General features: G+C 42.1%; 29 protein-coding genes. 18 read left to right on the plus strand and 11 right to left on the minus strand.

Going from position 1 to position 23,435, the window contains the following annotated elements; genetic code table 11:
* Positions 1-115: 115 nt before the first annotated feature.
* From MsAm2_RS03250 to MsAm2_RS03260, 3 genes are all read right to left on the minus strand, one after another.
* Complete coding sequence (locus MsAm2_RS03250; protein WP_338098366.1) at positions 116-391, minus strand: hypothetical protein; 276 nt, start codon at positions 389-391, stop codon at positions 116-118.
* Positions 392-573: 182 nt separating this feature from the next.
* Positions 574-2,541: a ferrous iron transport protein B gene (feoB, locus tag MsAm2_RS03255; RefSeq protein WP_338098367.1), complete on the minus strand. Its 1,968-nt coding sequence runs from the start codon at positions 2,539-2,541 to the stop codon at positions 574-576.
* A complete protein-coding gene (locus tag MsAm2_RS03260) occupies positions 2,542-2,835 on the minus strand; it encodes a FeoA family protein (RefSeq protein WP_338098368.1) in 294 nt (97 codons plus the stop codon).
* A gap of 922 nt (positions 2,836-3,757) precedes the next feature.
* On the opposite strand from MsAm2_RS03260, the gene MsAm2_RS03265 reads away from it, so the two are divergent.
* Positions 3,758-5,200: an AIR synthase-related protein gene (locus MsAm2_RS03265; RefSeq protein WP_338098369.1), complete on the plus strand. Its 1,443-nt coding sequence runs from the start codon at positions 3,758-3,760 to the stop codon at positions 5,198-5,200.
* A gap of 73 nt (positions 5,201-5,273) precedes the next feature.
* A complete protein-coding gene (locus MsAm2_RS03270; protein ID WP_338098370.1) occupies positions 5,274-5,624 on the plus strand; it encodes a VOC family protein in 351 nt (116 codons plus the stop codon).
* A gap of 39 nt (positions 5,625-5,663) precedes the next feature.
* On the opposite strand, the gene MsAm2_RS03275 is transcribed toward MsAm2_RS03270, so the two are convergent.
* On the minus strand, positions 5,664-6,080 hold the full coding sequence (locus tag MsAm2_RS03275; RefSeq protein WP_338098371.1) for a nucleoside 2-deoxyribosyltransferase: 417 nt from the start codon (positions 6,078-6,080) through the stop codon (positions 5,664-5,666).
* 452 nt (positions 6,081-6,532) lie between these two features.
* Here MsAm2_RS03275 and argC point away from each other — a divergent pair, with 452 nt between their 5' ends.
* Entirely contained in the window at positions 6,533-7,567 is a 1,035-nt protein-coding gene (argC, locus tag MsAm2_RS03280; protein ID WP_338098501.1) for an N-acetyl-gamma-glutamyl-phosphate reductase, read from the plus strand.
* 98 nt (positions 7,568-7,665) lie between these two features.
* Positions 7,666-8,874: a bifunctional ornithine acetyltransferase/N-acetylglutamate synthase gene (argJ, locus tag MsAm2_RS03285; RefSeq protein WP_338098503.1), complete on the plus strand. Its 1,209-nt coding sequence runs from the start codon at positions 7,666-7,668 to the stop codon at positions 8,872-8,874.
* Positions 8,875-9,421: 547 nt separating this feature from the next.
* Here the strand turns inward: argJ and MsAm2_RS03290 are convergent.
* From MsAm2_RS03290 to MsAm2_RS03310, 5 genes are all read right to left on the minus strand, one after another.
* On the minus strand, positions 9,422-10,033 hold the full coding sequence (locus tag MsAm2_RS03290; protein ID WP_338098372.1) for a DNA-3-methyladenine glycosylase: 612 nt from the start codon (positions 10,031-10,033) through the stop codon (positions 9,422-9,424).
* Positions 10,034-10,051: 18 nt separating this feature from the next.
* On the minus strand, positions 10,052-10,615 hold the full coding sequence (locus MsAm2_RS03295; protein ID WP_338098373.1) for a hypothetical protein: 564 nt from the start codon (positions 10,613-10,615) through the stop codon (positions 10,052-10,054).
* 60 nt (positions 10,616-10,675) lie between these two features.
* Positions 10,676-11,008 carry a YbjQ family protein gene (locus tag MsAm2_RS03300; RefSeq protein WP_338098374.1) on the minus strand — a complete coding sequence of 111 codons (333 nt, stop codon included), beginning with the start codon at positions 11,006-11,008 and terminating at the stop codon, positions 10,676-10,678.
* 78 nt (positions 11,009-11,086) lie between these two features.
* The gene (locus MsAm2_RS03305; RefSeq protein WP_338098375.1) at positions 11,087-11,230 is read right to left on the minus strand and encodes a hypothetical protein; all 144 of its coding nucleotides are present in this window, start codon (positions 11,228-11,230) and stop codon (positions 11,087-11,089) included.
* Between the two features lie 13 nt (positions 11,231-11,243).
* Complete coding sequence (locus tag MsAm2_RS03310) at positions 11,244-11,462, minus strand: ubiquitin family protein (protein WP_338098376.1); 219 nt, start codon at positions 11,460-11,462, stop codon at positions 11,244-11,246.
* A 237-nt stretch (positions 11,463-11,699) separates the two neighbouring features.
* Here MsAm2_RS03310 and MsAm2_RS03315 point away from each other — a divergent pair, with 237 nt between their 5' ends.
* Positions 11,700-12,290, plus strand: coding sequence for a 50S ribosomal protein L15e (locus tag MsAm2_RS03315; protein WP_338098377.1), 591 nt, complete (start codon positions 11,700-11,702; stop codon positions 12,288-12,290).
* Positions 12,287-12,736, plus strand: a complete 450-nt coding sequence (locus tag MsAm2_RS03320) for an RNA-binding domain-containing protein (protein WP_338098378.1) — start codon at positions 12,287-12,289, stop codon at positions 12,734-12,736. Before MsAm2_RS03315 ends, MsAm2_RS03320 begins: the two co-directional genes overlap by 4 nt.
* On the opposite strand, the gene MsAm2_RS03325 is transcribed toward MsAm2_RS03320, so the two are convergent.
* A complete protein-coding gene (locus MsAm2_RS03325; protein ID WP_338098379.1) occupies positions 12,725-13,081 on the minus strand; it encodes a hypothetical protein in 357 nt (118 codons plus the stop codon). The genes MsAm2_RS03320 and MsAm2_RS03325 overlap by 12 nt on opposite strands.
* Here MsAm2_RS03325 and MsAm2_RS03330 point away from each other — a divergent pair.
* From MsAm2_RS03330 to MsAm2_RS03385, 12 genes are all read left to right on the plus strand, one after another.
* Entirely contained in the window at positions 13,074-13,838 is a 765-nt protein-coding gene (locus MsAm2_RS03330; RefSeq protein ID WP_338098380.1) for an RNase P subunit p30 family protein, read from the plus strand. The two genes, MsAm2_RS03325 and MsAm2_RS03330, sit on opposite strands and share 8 nt — an antisense overlap.
* Before the next feature lie 143 nt (positions 13,839-13,981).
* Positions 13,982-14,332, plus strand: a complete 351-nt coding sequence (locus tag MsAm2_RS03335; protein WP_338098381.1) for an Rpp14/Pop5 family protein — start codon at positions 13,982-13,984, stop codon at positions 14,330-14,332.
* A 244-nt stretch (positions 14,333-14,576) separates the two neighbouring features.
* Positions 14,577-15,377 (plus strand): archaeal proteasome endopeptidase complex subunit alpha, encoded by an 801-nt coding sequence (gene psmA / locus MsAm2_RS03340; protein WP_338098382.1) that lies wholly within the window; start codon positions 14,577-14,579, stop codon positions 15,375-15,377.
* A gap of 59 nt (positions 15,378-15,436) precedes the next feature.
* Complete coding sequence (locus MsAm2_RS03345; RefSeq protein ID WP_338098383.1) at positions 15,437-16,153, plus strand: ribosome assembly factor SBDS; 717 nt, start codon at positions 15,437-15,439, stop codon at positions 16,151-16,153.
* A 165-nt stretch (positions 16,154-16,318) separates the two neighbouring features.
* Positions 16,319-17,473: an exosome complex RNA-binding protein Rrp4 gene (gene rrp4, locus MsAm2_RS03350; RefSeq protein WP_338098384.1), complete on the plus strand. Its 1,155-nt coding sequence runs from the start codon at positions 16,319-16,321 to the stop codon at positions 17,471-17,473.
* Between the two features lie 70 nt (positions 17,474-17,543).
* Entirely contained in the window at positions 17,544-18,830 is a 1,287-nt protein-coding gene (gene rrp41, locus MsAm2_RS03355) for an exosome complex exonuclease Rrp41 (RefSeq protein ID WP_338098385.1), read from the plus strand.
* A complete protein-coding gene (gene rrp42, locus MsAm2_RS03360) occupies positions 18,830-19,630 on the plus strand; it encodes an exosome complex protein Rrp42 (RefSeq protein ID WP_338098504.1) in 801 nt (266 codons plus the stop codon). Before rrp41 ends, rrp42 begins: the two co-directional genes overlap by 1 nt.
* A 169-nt stretch (positions 19,631-19,799) precedes the next feature.
* Positions 19,800-20,135 carry a 50S ribosomal protein L37ae gene (locus MsAm2_RS03365; protein ID WP_338098386.1) on the plus strand — a complete coding sequence of 112 codons (336 nt, stop codon included), beginning with the start codon at positions 19,800-19,802 and terminating at the stop codon, positions 20,133-20,135.
* Positions 20,136-20,293: 158 nt separating this feature from the next.
* Positions 20,294-20,431, plus strand: coding sequence for a DNA-directed RNA polymerase subunit P (locus MsAm2_RS03370; RefSeq protein ID WP_338098387.1), 138 nt, complete (start codon positions 20,294-20,296; stop codon positions 20,429-20,431).
* 171 nt (positions 20,432-20,602) lie between these two features.
* Complete coding sequence (locus MsAm2_RS03375; protein ID WP_338098388.1) at positions 20,603-21,193, plus strand: Brix domain-containing protein; 591 nt, start codon at positions 20,603-20,605, stop codon at positions 21,191-21,193.
* Complete coding sequence (locus tag MsAm2_RS03380) at positions 21,190-21,438, plus strand: KEOPS complex subunit Pcc1 (RefSeq protein ID WP_338098389.1); 249 nt, start codon at positions 21,190-21,192, stop codon at positions 21,436-21,438. Before MsAm2_RS03375 ends, MsAm2_RS03380 begins: the two co-directional genes overlap by 4 nt.
* 139 nt (positions 21,439-21,577) lie before the next feature.
* The gene (locus MsAm2_RS03385) at positions 21,578-22,117 is read left to right on the plus strand and encodes a hypothetical protein (protein WP_338098390.1); all 540 of its coding nucleotides are present in this window, start codon (positions 21,578-21,580) and stop codon (positions 22,115-22,117) included.
* A gap of 728 nt (positions 22,118-22,845) precedes the next feature.
* On the opposite strand, the gene MsAm2_RS03390 is transcribed toward MsAm2_RS03385, so the two are convergent.
* Positions 22,846-23,214: an MmcQ/YjbR family DNA-binding protein gene (locus tag MsAm2_RS03390; protein ID WP_338098391.1), complete on the minus strand. Its 369-nt coding sequence runs from the start codon at positions 23,212-23,214 to the stop codon at positions 22,846-22,848.
* Between the last annotated feature and the right edge of the window lie 221 nt (positions 23,215-23,435).

Here is a 23,435-nt window from a genome sequence, read left to right on the forward strand (position 1 = left end):
ACCTTTCAAAGGAGTCTGAAAAAAAGACGGCGATCCGTTGAATCATTGGGAATGATGTTGATTTTATGGATTTGTTTACTTTATTTTTTTCTTTATTTTTTGTTTTTTCTTTATTTTAGTTATTTTTTTTATTTTGTGAACATGAACAAATTTCATTTAAATTCCCTGCGGCCGGTTCTATTTTTTCTTTGTTCTTGTCCGACTTTTTTGGCGGTGAACAACATCCGGAAGACCCCATCACTTGGGATTTGGTACAACATCCCGATGAAGAGCAACTGCTGCAGGAGGTTTTACCTTGAAGCATTCCCCGCAATTTATAAAGAATGACCAAAACCGCAAAGGCAATCATTCCGTAAACAAGAAGTTGCGGTAAGAGGGAGGAAATATCCATTTATTTCACCTTTTTATTTGGTATTTGATTTTTTAATTTGAAAAATCGAAAAGAACAAAATTTTATTTCTTTGCAAGATTTTGTTTCTTTGAAAAGTTGTATCCTTTGTTCTTTTTGTTCTTTTTCGATTTTTTCTTTCAGGCGAATTTTTTACTTTTTATGTTGCTTTGCGAACTTGACGGTCAGGCAAAATACACAGACAGGTACGGCCAAACAACCAATGCGATCCGGTACACAATAAACGCGACCACATAAGCAATCACGGTCTGGTAAGCCGCGGCAAAGAGTCCCAGTTTCCAGCTGTTGAGCTCCCGCTTAATGGTGACAAATGCCACCAAACAGGGGAGGTACAAAAGACAGAAAACCATGAATGAGAGCGCAATTACCGGGGTGAACATCGCCAAAAATTCCGCCGGTGTATACAAGATTTCAATCACGGATACAACCGCTTCTTTTGCGACAAATCCTGTTAAGAGAGCGTCTGCCGCACGCCAATCTCCAAACCCGAGCGGGCCGAAAATCGGGGCAATTACAGAGCCGATCATTCCGAAAATACTTTCGGCCGGATCTTCTACGGCTTGGAAGGCGAAGTTGTACCCTTGACAGAACCAAATCACAATCGACATGGCAAAGATAATTGTTCCGGCACGGATAATGAATCCGCGTGCTTTTTCCCAGATGTGTTTAAAGTAAGTGTACAAATCCGGCATCCTGTAGGGCGGAAGTTCCATAATGAAGGGAGACATCGGTCCTCTAAAGATTGTTTTCTTCAAAAGCCAGGCCGAGAAAACGGCAACGACAATTCCAAGAACGTAAATGAACAGCATGATCCAACCGGCGTGGGCCGAGAAGAACGCGCCGATGAACAAGCCGTAAATCGGTAAACGCGCGCCGCAAGACATGAAAGGTGTAATCACAATGGTGGTTTTTCGGTCCATTTCATTATCCAGCGTTCGAGCCGCCATGACACCCGGAACACCGCAACCAAATCCCATCACCATCGGAATGAAACTCTTACCGGACAAGCCGATTTTGCGGAAAAGACGGTCCATGATAAAAGCTACACGGGCCATGTATCCGGTGTCTTCCATTAAGGTTAAAAAGACGAATAAAATCACAATCTGCGGAATGAATGTCAAAACTCCGCCGACTCCGGCAATAATACCGTTAATCACCAGGTCCAACATCCAATCGGCCGCACCTGCGGAAGTGAACCACTCTTCCACAAAACCGGCCAGGGTTTCGTTTAAGAAGACGTCAATCCAGTCGGAGAAGAGACTGCCGACGGCGCCGAAAGATAATTGGAAAACAATATACATAATAATGAGGAAAAGCGGGATACCAATCCATTTGTTGGTCAAAAATTTGTCGATTTTCTTCGACCGGTCGGCTTGAACTTGCCGTTCTCCTTGTTTTGTGGTCTTGGCGACAATATCCGTAATTTGCGCGTAGACTTCCGAGGAGTGTTCATCAAAATCGATCTCATCCGCGTCTTTGAGCTGAGATAATTCGAATTTTGTTTTATCAAAGGAGAAAGAGGATTTGGAAGGGTCGTATCCGGGAAGGTTCTTGTAACTGTTGTCCAAAATTTCATTGCTTTTTTGGATCAATTTGGGAATGCCGCCTTTTGCGGCTTCGGACGTGTGAGATCCCATTAATTTTGCCATTTTCGCGGAAAGACTGTTTCCTTCAATTGCGGAAATCGGAACAACCGGAAAACCGACCATTTGATGTAATTTTTCATAATCAATGAGGGTTCCGTTTTGCTCCACTTCATCCATCATGTTCAGAGCAATGATGACCGGACAGCCGAGTTTTTTGAGCTGGAAGGTCAAATAAAGACCGCGTTCCAAGTTGGTCGCGTCAATGATGTTAATCACAAGATCGGGATTTTGCTCCACAATGAAATTCCGGGTAATGATTTCTTCCGCGGAATATGGAGTTAAAGAATAGATGCCGGGCAAGTCGACAACGTCAACCTGTTCTTTGCTTTCGCCTTTGCCGGGTTTGACATAGGTTCCAATCTTTTTCTCAATCGTCACTCCGGGCCAGTTTCCGACTTTTTGGTTGGAACCGGTGAGCCGGTTAAAAAGTGTTGTTTTTCCACTGTTTGGGTTTCCGGCCAGCGCAATTGTGTATTTGCCGGCCATTTAAGAAACGCTCCTTTGAATATCGCGTTCGGTGGTTGTACTTCCCGTGGGAATTTGACATTTTTGAACGTTGTTCACATGAATGCCGGATGCCTCGCTTTTTCGGATGGATAAGTTGTAATGGCGAATGCGAAGTTCAATCGGGTCTCCAAGGGGCGCGCATTTGACGACTTCCACGCAGGTTCCGGGGGTGACACCCATACAAAGCAAACGGTTTTTCAAAACGTTACTGCAATCGATGCTGACCACTTCACAGGTACAGCCCGGTTTCACATCTTTTAGAGTTTGATCCATTATTTTTGACTCCGTTATTATTTTCGTTACAATTACATTTTTTAATTTAATGATTTAATTTAATGAAGAGGGGGATTGAAATGAATAATTTAAAGTCCGCCGCCAACATTGGGGCGATCGATTTTAAATTTATCACAAATAAATTTAAAATTTTGAAATGAGAGAATTTAATTTTTTGAATTAATTTTTTTAAAATTAATTTTTTGAATTTATTGAATAATTATTTGATTTCACTTGAAAAATTCCAACCTCAGTGAAAGGATGATTGAATTATTGGAAAATAATTGAAAATTAAGACCGAAAAATCGGAACTTAATTTTCAATTTATTTTGATTTGCTTTTCAGTTTGTTTGATTGATTTCGTTTTTTTATTATGGATTGAATGGAAAAACTACGTTTTTCATTTTTTGGGGTGTCCGCGGTTTTTTAAGCCGCTTAAGTCTACTTAAATCGGGTTACTTTTTATTTTTTAAAGAAACAAATTCCAATGCCGATTCTGAAAAATCATATGAATGAGAGGGTTTTCATAAGAACATATAATTTTTGTTGCCAGACATTATTTTTTGTTTGTTTAAATTATTTCGTCGTGACGAAACAAATCTCCATAATCATTATGAATATATAAATGTATTGGGACAAAACATGTAAAAAACAGTCAAATCCACCTGCATGAATATAAAGTAAAATTAAATTGATTATTATATATTTAATTTTCAGAGTTTGGACTAAAAATCATCCATTTTTATTCATTTTTATCTTTCATCATTTTTATTCATTTTGTGAAACAACAGGATAATAAAGCAAAAACCGAGTTAGATCTGTAGAAAATAAAAGCAATCAAGTAAAAGCAATCAAGTAAAAGCAATCAAGTAAAAGCAATCAAGTAAAAGCAATCATAAGCAAAACCAAAAGAGAGAAACATATGGATTTGGAAGGATACGCGAAACAATTGATTTTAAAAAACAAGGCTGATGCCGAGTCTGAACTCAAAAAACGGATATTGGAAATCAAAGACATTTCGGAAAACGATGCGAAAAAAATTGCGGCTGCCGTCTTAGAAGAAACAAACTTCACCTTGAATTTTAAAGAAGATATCTTAACGTTTCAAAAAGCAGACGTTTCCGTCGGAAACTTCGGTGTCGGTTCCCGTGGAATCGGAGATTTTTACGTTCATGGAAAAATCGGGGAAGTCATCGGAAAAACGGAGGCTGTCTTGGATGCTTCCAATTTGGATGATTCCGGGGTTGTTTCTTTTCCACTTTCCAGTCCGCTTTCCAATCCGCTTTCCAATCCATTTTTGGTTTTGACGGTGGACGGCATGCATTCCCGATTGAGCGCGTTTCCATTTTTGGCCGGCTTTCACGTCGCTCGGGCTGCGCTGCGGGATATTTATGTGATGGGAGCAAAGCCGTTGGCGATGCTTTCCGACATTCATGTGGCGGATGACGGCGATGTTGCCATGATTTTTGACCACTTGGCCGGAATTTCCGCAGTCTCGGAATTGACAAAAATTCCGCTCATCACCGGAAGTACGCTTCGAATCGGCGGCGACATGGTGATTGGAGGTCGGATGACCGGATGCGTTGGCGCCGCCGCGGTTTTAATTTCAGGAGAAAAAAATCTCACCGCCCGAAAAAAAGCAGCGCCCGGGGATTTGATTTTGATGACAAAAGGTGCCGGTGGCGGAACGATTGTGACCACCGCAATTTATTCCGGGTATGAAAACGCGGCGACCGTCATTGACAAAACGTTAAACACAGACTTTTTATCGGTTTGCCAATCTCTTCTGGACCGGGGGCTGAACGCGCAAATTCATGTGATGACAGACGTAACCAATGGCGGCATTCGCGGGGACGCGCATGAAATCTCAAAAGAAGCCGGTGTCCGGCTTATTTTTGACGACGCTGCGCTGCAAAAATGTGTGGACGCCGTTGTTTTGGAGATGTTGGATTCCCTCTGTATTGATTTTCGCGGCGTTTCCATCGATTCGCTTTTGGTGATTTGTCCGCCCGAAATTGTGGACGCCGTCATTTGTGCCGCAAACGATGCGGGAAGCGAGATGTTCGTGGTCGGCCGGGTGGAAAAAGCGGACGCTCAAAAGCCGGACGATCGACCGGGCATGCACGCAAGCATGCAACCCGGCGCGTTTCTCATAAAAGATGGACAAGAAACGGATTTTTTGCCGCTTTTCCGGGAAGCCCCTTATACGCCGCTTAAAAAAGCAATCGGTGAAAACACGCCGCCGGATTTTGAAGAAATGCGGCAAAAAGTGGATGAGGCGGCGGAGGCAGCGGTTTTGAAAAAAGCGAGAGTTGTAAGAAAGATTTTGGAAAAAGAAAAAAAGAAAAAAAGAAATGAATTTTGATGCGCATTTAATTTGACACAAAATCATTCGGACAAGTTGCTCATACAATATGCAGTAAAAAGAGGGCAAAATCATGAAAATCAGCTATGTTACATCTATCGTAAAAAACATGGGCGAAACTGTAAAGTTTTACAAAGACATTATGGGTTTTAGCATACACAGTGAATACGTCCTTGGCGATGCCGGCCGAATAACTCTTATGCAAGGTCCTTGCGAGACAATGTTTGAGCTTATTGAGAATCCACAGTTCGACGCAGGTTTTTATTCTATCGGCATGGATGTTGAAAATCTGGACGAAACTTTAAAAAAGATGCGCGCAAAAGGTGTGCATGTTCTTATGGATCCCGTGCTGACGCAAGTTGGAAAAATGTCTTTCATCGTTGATCCAAACGGTGTAAAAATGGCATTAATCGAGCATTTTTAAAATTGATTTTTGTACTTTTCAATATCAATCATTGCTTTTTTAAACATATTCTTTCAAAACCGTCATCAAATCCCTCAAATTTAAAACAAATTCGTCCAACGTTTCCTGAATCATCAAATTCACTTTTTCATTCGGCGTGTGAATCCGAAAATCCGTACGAAGCCCGATTATCGGTTTTTTCGCGGCATAGGCGTACCCAAGTTCCCAAGCCGTTCCGGAATCTATGTCGGCGCCTTCCAAAATCGCGACGATCAAATCGGATTTTTCAAGGCCGGAAAAACAGCTTTGGAAAATGCCGGACTGATTTTGATTGTGGCGCTGCACGCTGTCATCTTCCGCATCTTCCTGGGGAAGAAAAACGGCAAAACCCAAATTTTTCAATTCCGCGGCAAGTTTTTTGTTAAATTCACGCTCCGCCTCCGAAAAAAGAGGACCGGCCAAATAAATTGTTTTCATTGTAAAATCTCCGATAAAATATAAAAAACGATAAAGTTCATCATGTTTTTAAAGATTAATTACTTTTCCGACTTTTATTTCATTTTATTCATTTTTCCATTCATCTATAATTTCACTCCTTTTTTTCCATTCTTTTTTTCCATTCTTTTTTTCCATTCTTTTTTTCTATTTTTTGTTTTTCGCCTAAAATTCCAAAAGCGTCCTGATTTTTTTGCAAAAAAATTCAAGGACAGTTTTATATATCCAATATTTCTTTTTTCACTTTTATTGAAAAAAAATTATCTGAATCATCAAATAATCAAAACAAGCATCAGAGTCTTCAAATAATCAAAATAACTTGCTGTGTCATTAAGTAATATTATAAAATCAGAATCAAGCAACTAAAATACAGAATTATCAAAATACAATCATATTATCAGAAAATCAAAATAAAACTTTTAGGAAAATCAATGATGATTAAAGCAGGAATAGTCGGCGCGTCCGGATATGCCGGAGAAGAATTGTTGCGGCTCTTGGCCATGCATTCGCATGTCAAAGTTGTGGCAGCGACGTCTCGGAACTTGGCCGGCAAAAAAATCGGATCGGTTCACATCAATTTGGATGGATTTTATCCGGATTTAACTTTTGAAAACATCGACAACAATGAGTTAAAAAAGATGTGTGATGTTATTTTTTTGGCGGTTCCGCACGGAGCGTCTATGGATTTTGTTCCGGAATTGCTAAACGGCAGTACCTGTAAAATTATCGATCTGAGCGCCGACTACCGCCTCAAGACAGCTGAATTTGAAAAAATCTACGGCATGAAACATAAAGACCCCCGGGAGGCCGTTTATGCAATTCCGGAAGTGCATGATGTTTTAAAGGAAGCCGAAAAAATAAAAAATATCCGATTGATCGCAAATCCTGGATGTTTTCCGACCGGGGCAACCTTGGCAGTGGCACCGCTTGCGAAATTTGGTGTTTTGGAGAATGTGATTTTTGACTCCAAATCCGGCGTGACCGGTGCCGGAAATACGCCATCTGCCACCTCTCACTATCCGAATTTGACGGAAAATATCATCCCGTACAAAATGACGGCGCACCGCCACACCGCGGAAATGCGGCAGGAAATCTCCCGCCTCCAGCCCGGATTTGACAACATTAGTTTTACGCCGCATGTTATTCCCGCATCTCGCGGAATTTTAACGACCGCGCACGTGTTCACGGCAAAAAAATACACAACGGAAGAAGTTAAAAAGATTTACGTGGATTTCTACAAGGATAAACCGTTTGTCCGAATTGTGGATGGCGTCCCGTCCCTCTTGGCAATTCGAGGCTCCAACTTCTGCCATATTGGTCTGGAAGCTGATTCCAAAACCAAACGGATCGTCATCGTGTCCGCTATTGACAATTTGGTGAAAGGCGCCGCCGGACAAGCGATTCAGAACATGAATATTCTGTTCGGGCTTTCGGAAACGGAAGGGCTTTGGATTCCGGGGTTGCCGTAATTGAAATTGAGTTTGAGACAAATCAAGTTTTGAGACAAGGGGAATTTAAATTTTATAATTTTTTTATAAATTCAAACATAAAAGAGGAAAAAGAAATGATTCGAAAAATTGAAGGCGGAATTACCGCCGTATCCGGTGTTTCGGCCTTTGGTTTAAAGGATGGGAAAAAGGGTCTTGCGATTATTTTAGCGGAAGGTCCTGCGGCCGGCGTGTTCACTCGTAATAAAGTGATTGCGGCGCCCTTAATTATCACCCAAGACAAATTAAAAACAAATGGCGGATTCTTATCGGCTGTCATCGCCAACAGCGGAAACGCGAATGCGTACACCGGAGAACAGGGCCTGATTGATGCGAAAATGATGACTAAAATGTTGGCCGACAAAATTAAAGTTGACGACAAATTCATCGCGGTCGCCTCCACCGGTGTTATCGGCCGGAAAATGGACATGAATTGGATTTCATCACACATTGACCCTGTGCTATCATCCGTCAATGAAAAAGAAGACGGAAGCATCGGGGCCATGCGTGCGATTATGACAACCGATTTGGTTCCCAAAGTTTCTGCGATTGAAGTGACGGCAAGCAGTGGAACTTATCGGATTGGCGGGATTGCGAAAGGCTCGGGCATGATTGAGCCGAACATGGGGACCATGCTTGGATTTGTCTACACAGACGCTGCGGTTTCATCTGTTCAAATTCAAAAATGTTTAACCGACGCCGTCAACAAGAGTTTTAACATGATTGTGGTCGACGGCGACACCAGTACAAACGATATGTGCCTCCTCACCGCCACCGGAAAATCCGGCGTCCGGATTTTGGATGACAAGGCGCTTCGCGAATTCCAAGAAGCGTTGGAGTTTGTTTTAATCGACCTTGCGAAAATGATTGCCAAAGACGGAGAAGGCGCGACCAAATTGGTGGAATCAACTGTCATCGGCGCCAAAACAAAGGAAGACGCGAAATTGGCCGCCAAATCCATTGTCCGCTCGCCTTTGGTGAAGACCGCGATTTTTGGAAACGACCCGAACTGGGGACGTATTGTCGCCGCCGCCGGCTATTCCGGTGCTGATTTTGACCAAACAAAAATTTCGCTCACCATTTCGGATGGCACGGGAACCGCCGACTTGGTTAAAAACGGAGAAATCATTGAAAAGAATCCTGCCGTTCTCGACGATTTAAAGAAAATCATGTCGGCCAAAACCATTTTCATTCAAATGGATTTGGGCGCGGGTCCTGAATTTGCGACGGCGTGGGGCTGCGATTTGACATACGATTATGTCCGAATCAATGCGGATTACACGACATAACACAACCGTTTCTCAAAAAAACGGATTCAATCGGATAATTTAAATTATCCGATCCTTTTTTTATTTTAATTTTAATTTTAATTTTGATTTTGATTTTGATTTTTTACGGCAACATGCGCGCGCGTTATGGCAGCCAATTTTAAAAAATTTCAACAAAAACGCGAAGGCGGCTTTTTTTCAACAAAATATAAATCTTCGGGCCTATTTCGGATTTTAATGTGGCTGCATTCTATTTACTCGTTACTCCTTTCGTTTTGCGGTAACTGTTTTCTTTTTTAGTTTTGCTGCAACTGTTGATGGTTTTAAGCTCGCTGAATTCTGTTTCCATCCACGCATCTCTTCACAATAATTCTTCCGAGAAATTCGAGATGCAAAGCATCTCGAATTTTCGGGTGGATTTCTTGACATTTTCAAAAAAGCAGGCATTAAAATGTTTTTTCCATTTCAAAAAAGGGAGCATTGAAAAACGGACACATCCTTAATAACTCAAACCACGGGTTTTAAAGAAAATCCAAAAATTTTTCCGGCTGCGCACAGGCAAACCGTTTCATATTTTTGTTTCACTTTGGACAACAAACCGCCACTCAATGCTTCTGTAAGGCTCGGTCGCGTAATTGATTCCAATCCGCTTTGTCGTGATAAATTCCGGGCGGCAGCCGTCATCTTCAATCCACAATTCGTCCGATTTTGTCAAATCGATTTCATTGAGTGCTTTTGTGATGTTCATGGCTTTTGTGAGTTTGGCGGGGCCGTCAAAACCTTCCACGCTTCGAATAAGTGCCGCTTGTGGGTTTTCTTGTCCACCGGTGACAATGTTGAGCAAGTGGTGAATGCCGTAACACAAATAAATGTAGGCGTGGCCGCCGTCGCTAAACATGACTGCCGTCCGTTTGGTTTTTCCGGCTTTGGCATGGCAAGCCGTGTCCTCCATGCCACGGTAGGCTTCGGTTTCTAAAATCCTGTACCGCAAAACAGTTCCGTCCGGAAGTTTTCGGGCGAGAATTTTTCCAAGAAGGCTTGGGGCAACGGTGAGCACATCTTGCCGGTAAAATTCAGAGCCGAGCCTCAAAAAAGAATTGTCGGCGGCATCAGCAACTATTTTATTTTCCGCCTTTTTATTCTCAGCTTTTTTATTTTCCGCCTTTTCTTTTTTGGGCAATTTTATCCGTCCGATCTATTAGTCTTCTTCCATTCGTTTTTCCATTTCCATGATTTTTTCGTGCGCTTTTTCAATCTTTTGCTTCTTCTCGCTTTCTTCATCCGCTTCGATTTCCGGTGCCGCTTTATTATTTTGGGCTTGGAATTCATCGGGTCCGAGTTCATGGAATTGGGCGTATTTTCGCTTCAACACTTTTCCAAAGCAGGAAAGGCTTTCGCATTTTTGGAAATATTTCGGGCGAACCAATTCATAAATGCCGCGCTCGTCGCGCTCATCGCCGACAATAATATAAACCGCCGGAAAGCCCGCGTCCGCCATCTTGAATTTCCCGAAAATTTCAAACCCCTCATACTTTCGGACAAATTCATCTTGGTACAAAATCTCATACGGGACACCGAACCGCTTCATAAAGTCTAAAACCTCCGGCTTCATCCCGGAAGCGCTGTGCGTGAGTCCGTACAGCGGGCATTCAATTTTGGACGGCGAAATGCCCTGCTTGAAAAAATAGGTGATTTTGTTCAGCGCACCGCCATCCATGGCGTAAATGAAAACAAGTTTTTCTTTCGTATCTGTCATTGTCATTTTTGATCGACCCGAAAAGTCGCACTCCATATCACACTCTTTTTGTCAAAAGAGTGTTTATCAAGGGTGCCCACCGTCATAATTTTTCAATTTCACGGCCGTTCCGTAACACAAAACCTCGCTGGCGTTTTGAATGGTGGTGGTCTGGAACCGGAAGCAAACAATCGCGTCGGCACCCATGGCTTTCGCATCCTCAATCATTCGGTCATAAGATTGTTCGCGGGCTTCGGCCAACATTTTTGTGTATTCGTAAATTTCGCCGCCGACTATGTTTCTAAATCCGGCCATAATGTCTTTTCCGAGGTGGCGAGCACGGACGGTGTTTCCGCGTGCGATGCCGACAATTTCCTCGACTTCGTAATTTGAAAAATTATCTTGGGTGGTGGTTAACATTTTCGTTCCTCATATTGTTTTTTGTTTTTAATTTGTTTTTTATTTTTAACAAATTTGTTATTTTCACTTTTATTATTTTTACTTTTTTATATTTTTATATTTCTTTTCTTCCTGATCCTTTTGCCGGTCATTGACCGCTTTAATTAAAAGCAAGGCTGCGCCGACAAAGACGGCGAACACAATAAAAAAGTATATTAAAACAAAGACGAGCGCTGACATCATTTTTCTCTTATCCTTATTGGTCGAATACGACTTTTAAAATTTGAATTTTTCCGCCGTCGATGACATCATCATACGGCACCGGCTTTTTGTTGTTAAATACCAAAACGGTTTCCTCGTTGATTCCCAATTTCTTCAGCAAACCCGCATATGTTTCGTTTTCTGAGATTTCGATTTCTCGCTCTGTTTTTTTTCCGTTTTGGTCGATTTCGATTGAAATTTTTGAATGAGCCAATAAAATCACTGAAATCCTATAAGTGTCCTTTTCGGTTTTATAATTTTCTTACGCAAAAAATATTTTTCAAAAAATGAAATTTTATTTTGAAAACTCGGGAAAATTCACTCTAAAAACCTTTAAATGCAATGACGCAATTATTGGACACCTGTTTCATTTCGGGATACGTCCCGTTGGAATGTGGCTGACAAAATGAAAAGCCGAACCGTGAAACTAAAAATCAAATGGTGAAACAAATTGGTAAAATCTTTTTATGGATACGTCAGAGACGCCTGGAAAAAACCGGAAGAATCTTACGTTGACGAACTTAGATGGGAACGCCTCCAAGTGTGGAGACGCTCCGGCTCCGTAACAAGAGTAGAACGCCCGACCAGAATCGACCGTGCCCGCTCCCTCGGCTACAAAGCCAAGCAGGGCATCATTGTCGTCCGTGTGAAAGTCAGAAGAGGAGGACTCCGTCAAGCGAGATACATCCGCGGAAGACGCACACACAACATGGGAATGAGCAAAACCACTGCCGGAAAAAGCATCCAGCGCATTTGTGAAGAACGCGCCGGCCGCAAGTACCCGAACCTGGAAGTTCTCAACTCCTACTGGGTTGGCGAAGATGGAAAATTCAAGTGGTACGAAGTCATTCTCGTTGACCCGAGCCACCCGGTGATCCAAAGCGACAAACACCTCAACTGGGTTTGCAAAGGCGCAAACCGTGGAAGAGCTCAGCGCGGTTTGACCAGCGCCGGAAAGAAAGGACGTGGTTTGACCATCCGTGGAAACGGATCGGAAAAACAAAGACCGAGCCTTCGCGCCAACAGGGACAGAGGAAAGTGATTCATCATATCAATTTCCGTGTGATTTCACACGCAACAGAAGAATTATCCGGAGTCCGAAAGGCTCTGGATTTTTTTTTAACCCCTTGTCTTTCTCCCAAAGACAATTTATCCGAATTAGTGGAAACGGTGTCCGGTGAAGGGCATTTCGGGAACCCGATTACCATTCTGACCGCCGAATTGAAAAAAAACAGTTCGTGCATGAAATTTTCCAAATTTTTCCAAGAACATCTCACCGACGGCGACCGCGAACTTCTCCGGTCTCAAATGCCCGAGCGGCTGGACGATGACTTGAATTTTTACATGCGTTTTTCAAAACAAGATGCTGCTCTCGGACAACTTCGGTTGACGGAATCTTCCGATGCTATTTTCGTCAAAGTCAAAATCGAAACGTATCCCAAATGTTGGGAAAAAGCAGGACTCATCGTGGAGGAATTATTTGGCTGAACATTCTTCTCCTCCGCTTTTTGATTCTTCTTCTTCTCGCCCCCTGCCGCGCCGGTCTTTTGATTTTGTTTTTTCATCCCTCTTTGAAAAGCAATCTTCTGCGGCCAGTTCTGCATCCGGTTCCGTACCGAGTTTAGAACTCGGGTCCGCACTCGATTCTGCATCCGGTTCCGCATCCGGCTCAGTAATCGATTCTACATCCTGTTCCGTATCCGACTCAGTAATCGATTCCATATCCGGCTCAGTGCCTGCTTTCGCACATGGTTCCTCATCCGGCTCGGCACTGGATTCCGCGCCCTGTTCTGCAGCCCGCTCGGATGCCTCTTTTAATGCGGAAATGTGCAAATCCGTGTTTTCTCTTCTCCATGCGTTTCATTTTTCCGATTTGATTCTTTTTAAGTCGGTCGGCTCCGATTTTTCGGATTCGGATTTTTCTCTTCTCAAATCCATGTCGGCGGATGCTACTCGTTCGGCTCAGACCTTACATTCCGGACTCGAATTGGTTCCCGCAAGCGTTTCAGATTTGGCATCTCAACTTCAAAAATACCGGAAAAAAGTTGATTTTTTGGCGGTCCGTTCCGCCGATGAAAAGATTATTCGGACGGCAGCCGAATCCGCTCATGTGGACCTGATCAATCCGGTTTCCATTTTTCAAAAAGACAAAGGAGCCGGTGGTTTTAGTTTAAATGTCTCGGTCGGCCCCATCAATCACATTGTCGCCAAAATCGCGGCGGATAATCATATCGCATTTGGTTTTGATTTTTATCCGTTCCTTCAAACCCGCGGCCTCAAAAGAAGCCGCATATTTTCGGGTGTGATGGAAATGATTCCGGTTCTTCAAAAATACGATGTCCCGATTATTCTTTTCAGCGGCGCGCCGGCCGTCTATGATCTTCGGGGAATGTATGAACTCATCGCTTTTGGGCAACTTTTAGGATTGTCCGAAGCAGACGCAAAAAAAGCGGTGACGGATTTTCCCCAAAAAATAATTGAGGAGCGGCGAAAAATCCTGTCCGGCAAAAAACTTTCAAATGGCGTTGAAATTGTGGAATTTATGAATAATAATTCAGACGGCTTTGAAAAATTGGATAATGATATTTGACAACAAACGACGATTGTATTCATTAATCCGGCATTTCATTTTAATACAATTAATTCCTTGATTTAATCACTTTTCAATTATTCATTTCAATTATTCATTTCATTATTTCTGAATATTTTTTATCAAAAAAAAGGACTGTTACTTTGGAACCTCTTCTTCCGACTCTCCGAGACCGAAAACGCTATGTTGCCGTCGAAGTTTTCGGCGACGTCTTTGTTTCCCGGGAAGCTTTTATTGCGGCCGTTTCATCATCCGGAACCACTCTTTTGGGAGATGTCGGTTTTGCCGCGGCCGGAATTTCCGTGTACGGGTTTGAAAATTCCAAAGGAATCGTCAAATGCCGTCACACAGCGGTTTCTCAAACCATCGCCGTTTTGGCGTTCATTTCCGCGATTGAAAATCGGCGGGTCATTGTCAAAACGTGGGGTGTTTCCGGAACTGTCAAGGGTGCGACCGAAAAATTCCTCTCGGACAAAAATAATCTTAAAACTTAAAACGAAAATTTAAAACTAAAACTTTAAACTAAAACTTAAAACATAAAAACAATATTTAAAAACAATCTTTTTTACGGATGGCAAAAACAGAGGGCTTTGACATCCTATTCTTTTGTCCGCAGTTTATAAATATGAACATCCGGTTAAATTATCCCATTCCTTATAATTCTATAAAATTAAAATCATATAATAATATTCAAATACATTCGGCTTAAAATAAGTCCGAAAACTTGAGGAGATAAACATGAGAGAAATGGCCCCCCAAATGTATGACCGCGCCAGTACCGTTTTTAGTCCGGACGGACGGTTGTACCAAGTTGAGTATGCAAGAGAAGCTGTTAAAAGAGGAACAACAGCCGCCGGACTTAAAGTGATGAACGGGGTGGTTTTGCTTGTGGACAAAAGAGTCACCAGCCGCCTGATTGAGGCCGCCTCCATCGAGAAAATTTTCCAAATTGACGATCACATCGGTGCCGCCACATCCGGTCTTGTTGCCGACGCGCGCGCTCTTGTCGACCGCGCCCGTGTGGAAGCACAAATCAACCGTGTTTCTTATGACGAACCCATCGGTGTTGAAGTCATTTCCAAAAAAATCTGCGACCACAAACAAACCTTTACCCAATACGGCGGAACACGCCCCTATGGAACATCGCTTTTGATTGCGGGTGTTGAAGACAACATTCCCCGCCTGTTTGAAACTGACCCGAGCGGCGCGCTTTTGGAATACAAAGCCACGGCGATCGGTGCCGGACGCAGTGCCGTTATTGAATTGTTTGAATCTGTCTACGATGAAAATATGGATTTGGACGATGCGATTTTTTTGGGCGTTGAAGCCTTGTACAAAGCGGCGGACGGCAAATTTGACCCGCTCACGCTCGAAGTCGGCATTATTACTGTTCCGTTCAAAAATTTCAGAAAATTAACCGCGGATGAAGTTTCCCGGTTTGCCGACAAGATTTATGAAAAATATCCGAAAATTCCGGAAGAAGACAAGGACGCGAAGAAAAGCGACAAGAAATCCGAGGAAAAGGACAACGATATCTGAAAATATGTTTATGGACCGGACCTTTTTGTTTTTCCGATTCAAAATTTGGGGTGATTCGAATGGTTTCTTTGGATGATGCCGTCACAGCTCGGTTAAAGAAGGGAAGCAAAGAATTTGAAATATTAGTGGATCCGGAATTGGGTCTGGCTTTTAAGCGCGGGGAGCCTGTGGATTTATCCAAGGCTCTTGCCGTTGATTGTATTTTTGAAAACGCGGGCCGGGGAGACCGGATTGCGGAGGCGGATTTGGAATCCGTTTTTCATACGTGCGATGTTTTAATCATTGCCAAACACATTTTAGAAGATGGCGAAATCCAGCTCACAAAAGAGCAGCGTAAGCGGTTCTTAGAAGAAAAGAAAAGATTGGTCGTAACCTTTATCGCTCAAAATGCGATAAATCCTCAGACGATGGCGCCACACCCGCCGCAACGGATTGAAATTGCGATGGAAGAAGCAAAAGTCAATATCGACCCGATGAAAAGTGTCGATGAATTGGTCACCCTCACAATGAAAGCAATTCGGCCGCTCATTCCGATTCGGTTTGAGGAAGTCAGTGTCGCTGTTAAAATTCCGGCACTTTACGCCCCGCGGGCGTTTGGAGAAGTTTCCGGGTTTGGCAAAATGCTCAAGAACGAATGGCAAAAAGATGGGTCTTGGATTGCGGTTATCCGAATTCCGGCCGGTATGCAAACCGATTTTTACGCCATGCTGAACCATTTCACAAAAGGGGAAGCGGAAACAAAATTAATAAAGGACGATTCTCCCAAAAAAGACTAATCTTTTATCTAAAAAATATCTTTTTAAAAAATAAAAAATCCTTCTTTTTTTATCTCATTTTTATTTTTCAAGTAAAGGCTTAAAAAAGAAGAGAGCATAAAAGGTCAGGTCAGAGTAGAAAAGAGAGAGGATAGGAAAAAAGAGAGGATAAGAGAGGATTTTTCAATGGATTCGAAAAAAATTGTCATACCCGGCACGTTGTTGTCGGAAAATCCCGCACGGGCCGGTTCCGGAACATTTGTGTCCGGCGGCAAAGTTTATGCGTCCGTTTGCGGGTTTGTATCCGAAAAGGATAAAATTTTTGTTCTGCCTTTTTCAGGTCCGTACCTACCCAAAAAATATGATTTGGTCATCGGATATGTCACGGTGGTCACGCCGTCGAATTGGATTTTTGACATCGGCTGTCCGTATGAAGCGCTTTTGCACGTTTCGGAATATCCGATTCGAGTGCCTTCAGAAGAAATGCAAAATCATTTCAATGTCGGAGATACCGTTTTGCTCAAAGTGGTGGATGTCAACGCGGAAATGAAAATCGAAGTCACCTATAAAGGCGACCTTTTGTGTAAAAAATTAAAAACCGGTCGTATCTATGACATTCCGGTGTCTAAAGTTTCGCGTGTGATCGGACGGTCCGGTTCCATGATTGCCATGCTCAAAACCAAAACCGGCTGTGAAATTTTTGTCGGAAACAATGGCCGCATTTGGATGAACGGCTCTTTAGATGACATGGAAATTCTTTCCCGCGCTCTTTTAAAAATTGAGCGGGATGCCCGTTTATCCGGGCTGACGGATTTGGTCGCGGCTTTCATTGATGAACAATATGCTCTTTTGGGCGGCGTCTCCTCCAATCCGGCAAAAACAAATTCTTTTGACGCATCCGAATCCGGCGGCTCCTTTGGAATATCTGGAGGCTTCCCGGATGATGAAACAGTGTCCGGCGATATCTCAGATGATTTTCAAACACAAGAGGCCGGCTTTAAAAACAAATCTAAACAAAAAGCGGCAGCCGGCGCTTTTAAATCAAAACGGCCGGGTAAGGTTCCGGCAAAAACATCTCATCCCGGAAAAACACCGGATGCCGTAAAAACAATGGATACGGAAGAGTTAAATTTGTCAAAAACCGGAGCTTCAAAGCACACACCCCCGAAATCCAATTTTAAAAAACCGGTTAAAACTTCCAAAACGGAAGAGGAACCCGAGGAATCCTTCCCTCCGTCCGGAAGCGTTTCAAATAAACCCGCCGGGAAAATGAAAAAGCAAGCGGTCCGGTCCTTAAAAAAGAAACCGGTGGAATCCGAAGTAATGAAAATAAGCAATTGAACCTGAAAAATAATAATCGATGGTATTTTATCATTTCAATAAAAGTTATCTATGCAGTGGAGATGTACAAATGAGCTCAAACCAGAATGATGTGGTTTTTTTTGATGAAAACGGTCTGCGGACAGACGGCCGAAAACCGGATGAGATTCGCCCGATGAAAATTAAAATCGGTGTTCTTTCGCGCGCCAATGGCTCTTGCTATTTGGAATGGGGCGCAAACAAAGTATTGGCCGCGGTTTACGGTCCCCGTGAAGCGCACCCCAAGCGCACGCAGCGTGCCGGACAAGCGATTATCCGCTACCGGTACAATATGCAATCTTTTTCGGTGGAAGACCGTGCCCGTCCCGGACCCAGCCGTCGCAGCAGTGAAATTTCTAAAGTCAGCCGGGAGGCATTTGAGCCGGTCATTATCAGTGATGCTTATCCCAAAGCCGCGATTGACATTTTTGTTGAAGTTTTGCAAGCGGACGCCGGAACCCGGACAGCAGCCATCAATGCGGCTTCCTTGGCTTTGGTGGATGCCGGAATCCCGATTCGCGGACTTGTATCGGCCTGTGCGGTCGGAAAAGTCGGCGGCAAAATTGTTTTGGATCTCAACAAGCCGGAAGACAACTATGGCGAAGCGGATTTGCCGATTGCGATGACGGAAGACGGCAAAATTACCCTGGTTCAAATGGATGGCAATTTGTCTCCAAGCGAATTTGAAGAAGCTATGGAGTTGGTTCAAAAAGGATGCCGCCAAGTTCTTGAAATTCAAAAAGCCGCCCTTATGGAAAAGTTTGCGGCAAATATTGATTTTGATGAAACAGTTGCGGAAATTGAGGAAGAGGCGGAGGATGACTTTGACGCCGATGAACTTCCGGACGGCTTGACCGATGAGGACATTGAGATGTTTGTCAACAATGTTTCCGAACGGTTGGCGAAAGGGGTTTCCGATTTAATCAAAAAATATGAGGAATCCTTAGAAACCGGCGATGGTGATTTGGCAGCCGGGCTTTTTGAAAATGAGGAGTGTTTAAACGAATTTGTTGAAAACATTGTCTACGATATTGCGGACGGTGCGGATCTTGACGCAGAATTGGATGCGGATTTTGATGCCGACGAATTGGACATTATCGAAATCACGGATGATGAAATTGATCTCATTGAAATTACCGATGATGAAATTGACATCATTGAAATCACCGACGATGAAATTGACATCATTGAAATCACCGACGATGAAATTGACATCATTGAAATCACCGATGATGAAATTGAGATTGAACTCGTGGAAGGCGATGATGTGTTGGATGATGATCGTGCTGATGATGACGGCAAGAATCGAAAAAATAATGATGATGAAGAGGAGGAGTGATTCCGATGAGCAATGAAGTTATTTCCGCGTTAAAGAAGGATTTTATTCATAATTTGGTTGTTGAAGGAAAGCGTTCTGACGGGCGTGGTTTTTTTGAAACGCGCGACATTTCGGTAAAAACCCATGTGATCAGCAAAGCTGAAGGTTCCGCTTACGTTAAATTCGGAGAAACAAAAGTTTTGGTCGGCATTAAGCTTCAAAAGGGAACGCCGTTTCCGGATGATCCGGACAAAGGAATCATCATGACCGGAATGGAAATGAATCCGCTTGCGTCTCCGGATTTTGAACCGGGTCCGCCGAAAGAGGAATCCATTGAAATGTCCCGGATCGTTGACCGCGGAATCCGTGAGTCGAAATCGATTGTTCTTGAAGACCTGTGTATTAAGGAAGGCGAATCGGTTTGGATGGTTTTTGTTGACATCAGTGTTTTAAACGATGCCGGAAATATTGTCGATGCCTCTTGTTTGGGTGCGATTTCCGCGTTGATGACGACAACCGTTCCGGAAGATGTTGCAAACGGCACTCCGGCGCGGCCGCTTCCAATGCGGGATATGCCGGTCGGTGTTACTGTTGTCAGTATCGGCGGGCAATTGATGCTTGACCCGATTTTGGATGAGGAAATGGTTTGCGGAACCAAACTGACGGTCATTACCAACAAAGAAGGTGCTCTTTCGGGAATGCAAAAGAGCGGTTCTGAAGCTTTGACTCCGGAGAAAGTTTTTGAAATGGTCAATCTCGGACGGGAAAAGGCGGCGGAATTAAGGGAAAGATATTTATTCAATCTCTCTGTAAGGTGTTGAATCTGTTGCGGTTATAAATTTATAAATTTAAAAAATCGATTAAAAATCATTGATCATTTTCATGTAAATATATGATTTTTTACGGATGGACATGATTTTTATACAGATTTCTATTATGCACCTTATATACTTTTATATATGATTTTTCAAATCACAAGAGTGATTCATTATGGTTGTTAAGAAAAACACAAGAAAAGGAAAAGTTTCCCGGTCCACCGGAAGATTTGGTGTCCGGTATGGCAGAAAAGACAGAAAATTAGTAGCCGACCTTGAAGAACGCACAAACAGCGCGCACACCTGTGCGAAATGCGACCTTCCGTCTGTGCGCAGAATCGGAACCGGCATTTGGGAATGCAAGAAATGCGGTTACAAATTCGCGGGCGGAACTTTTATTCCGCAAACCAGCGTCGGAAAGACCTTCCAAAACACCATGAAAAATGCGCTCTCCGACAGCTCCGTGAAATACCACTACGCTTTCTTGGATGAAGAGGAAGTCGAAGAGTAATTTAAAATAATATGAGAAAGATGTGAATTTTTCATCCTTTTCTCATCTTTTCCTTTTCTTTTACTCTTTTTTCTCGTACATTTTGTTGAATTATTCATTTATTATCCAATTATTGTCCAATTATTGTCAGGTTCCATTAATCCAATCGGAGGGTGAATATGTCTTATTATTGTACCCAATGCAAGAAAGAAATCGATATCGACTATGAAAGTTCAGGCGTTCGCTGTTCCTATTGCGGCCACCGGATTCTTGTCAAAAAGCGTCCGACCACTTTAAAGAGAATCGAAGCCAAATAAAGCAATGGCTGCGGTAAAGCGGCAAGTTAAAAGTAAGTTCAACTTTTCGTTGAAACTTTTTTAATTACTTCTTTATTGCTTCTTTCCTTCCTCTTTATTTATTTCTTCTTGATCTTTATTTTTTCTTTTATTCATTTTACTCTTTTCATTTTTTTGGGGATTGGTGTTATTATGTTGTTTATGACTTCTTCTCGAAAACCGTCTCAGAAGACGAAGATTTTGTGTAAAAAGCTGGCTCTTTTTTTTGATGCGGCTTACATGAATCGAGGAAAGACGAGTTTTTCGGATATTTTGGAGTCCGCATCGGGATCCGTTCTTTTGGTGGTCGGTGAGTTTCACGGGAACCCCGGAAGCTTGTCTTTTTACGATGCCGGCGGAAAGCCGTTCTTATCGGTTTATGTGTCTGAGAGTTATCCTGAACCGATTTCCTTGGGCGATCTTCGTTTCGGGCGGCATGTGTTTTGCGGGACGAAAGATTCAGCTATTTTTGAGGCTTTAAACCGTGTTCTTTTGGATGGGGCGGGGGATTTTATTCCTTCTGTTTCAATTTCAGATGCCAAATTGGATGCCAAATCGGAAAAAGAAAAGCCGGCGAAACCGGCAGAATCCAAGCCTTTGACCGGCAAGGAAAAGAATGAGACATTTGTTCGAAAGCTTTCGGTTTATGACGACCGTCTTGATTTTTCGCTCAACGGGAACACGTTTTTGCGGCTTTATGTCAAAAGTGTTAAAACCGGGGCTGCGGCGGGTGGAGAACAATGAAAGCCGAAGCCGAATTTTTCTTTGAATCGGAGAACAAGGAGTTGATGCGTGAAATTTACGCAAGTCTTCTTCCGGAAGCCGGCGACCCGATTTCCGACCGCTCCGTTATTTTCATGAATTTGGATGAGGCCGGGCGCCTGATTTTAAATATCCAAAGCAGTGATGTCATCTCTTTGCGTTCTGCTTTAAATACATGGCTCCGGCTGATTCAGACGGCTTACGATGTTTCGGCTATTGTTGTATGAATTTTTCAACAAATGTCACACGCTTGGGTTTTGAAAACGTCATTTTTATCCATTTAAAAATATTTTTTTTGATAGATATTTATCCTATTTTAAATATGTAAGTTAATGTGAGTGAATCTAATTTGATCATTTCTGATTCATGCACTCGATATTTAGAATCTTAAATATAAATCCCACAACAACAGGTGAAAAAAATGTTGAAAAATTTAGTTATAAAATCAATAACTATATTTTTTATGGGAATGAAAAAATCGTTTCAATTGAAAAAGACGGAACCGTTGCATATGTTGTTTTGTGGAATGATAAATTCATTTCGGGAAGGGTTAATTTTGCGGTTGTTACTCAAGATGATTTAATTTCAAGTAAATCTCTCTCAACAAATGATATTTATGAAAATGATATCGTTGACATTGCCTCATCTATTTCAAAAGCGAGGGATACTTTTTGGCATCAAAGTTATTATGATACCTACGGAAACTCAATAACAGGTGGAGTTAATTTTCATTTCTCTCCGATTGATGCTGAGATGTTGGCAAATGGCGTTAGTACTATTCAGTGGTACAGCTTTTGCAATAATTCTGGGTGCAGCATTTCCAGCAATCGGACAAGCAGGGGCAGTGATCCTATCTCCTGTATTAATTGTTGCTATTCGTGCTGTTTTTTGGAACGCCCAAAATAATGACGGTAGTCTGGATATGACCGTTCCTTATGCATCAGCATATATTGCTGTTTTTGGAGCAAGTATTCTCTATCCGGGAATAGTAACTGCTATTATACAGTTTGGAACCATAAGTTATATTCTCGGATAAGTTTAATTGGTTGATTATTATCAACCAATTTTTTTAATAAGATGTATGTGTGGGCCCCTTATGAATCATTTAAAATCTTTTAAATTAATTCTACTTGCTGTTTTTGTTTTATATTTGTCGGTTGCGTTTTTTATCAGTTTCTCTATTTTAAACCCTATTGTTTCGGAATTTAAAGTTCATTCCGGGGTACAAATTATTGAGTTTGGGTCTATTTTTTTGGCTTTTTCAATAATGATTGCTACCATTTCATTTTTAAATGGTGGTTCAAACAAAAAAAAGACTCTTCCAATTCTGTTATTTTTGATTTACTCCCTTTTTATTTTGTTCATCCATTTCCATTTGGCGGACAATATGACTCGTGTTCAGGATTTCATATGGATTTGGATTATTGTTCTTCTGTATCTATTTTTCTGTATTTTTATTGTCAGGATTTCTATTAAATACAATATCCGGGAATAAACTCAAATAAATTATTATCATAAATATAAAAACAGTCTCATCTCTTGGAATTTTTTTCTTGTTAAATTTGGAAGACATGTTTTTTCATCTAAAAACAGGGAAATTTGATTTCTTGGACCCGAATCTTCTTTTCCATCCCTTATTTCTTTTCTTCTTTCGTCAATGCGTAACTTAAATCAATCAAATTGAAGATTTTTTGGGGCGGCATCGGGCTGTCCAATAAAATCGTTATCCAATGCTCTTTGTTCATGTGGTAAGCCGGCAAAACCCCGGGTTCGCTTTTTAGGGAACCAATGAGAATCGGGTCGCATTTCAGATTCATCGCATCAACAATGTCATTTCCTTCCAATCCGAGTACTTTTTTTGGGATATCCACAATGGCGGCAAACCATTTGCGGTTGGAATCATGCCGTAAGATCGCATAATTTGGTGTTCTCATCCACGGATAATCGGGCTCAATTCCGTATTTTTCTTTGACGTATTGAAAAATTTCCTGCCGGCTGATCATTTTGATGCTCTTCTTGCTTTAAAAATTAAGTTATTGCATCTGTTTTTTACGGATTTCAATATTTAAATACTATTTCTTTTCACTTTCGATTCATTTTCAATTCATTTCGATCCATTTCAATTCATTTCGATCCATTTCAATTCATTTCGATTCATTTCGATTCATTTCAATTCATTTCGATTCATTTTCGATTCACCTTGATTCTCTATTCCAAGCAAACC

Source organism: Methanolapillus ohkumae, assembly GCF_032594355.1.
Classification (GTDB): domain Archaea; phylum Halobacteriota; class Methanosarcinia; order Methanosarcinales; family Methanosarcinaceae; genus Methanolapillus; species Methanolapillus ohkumae.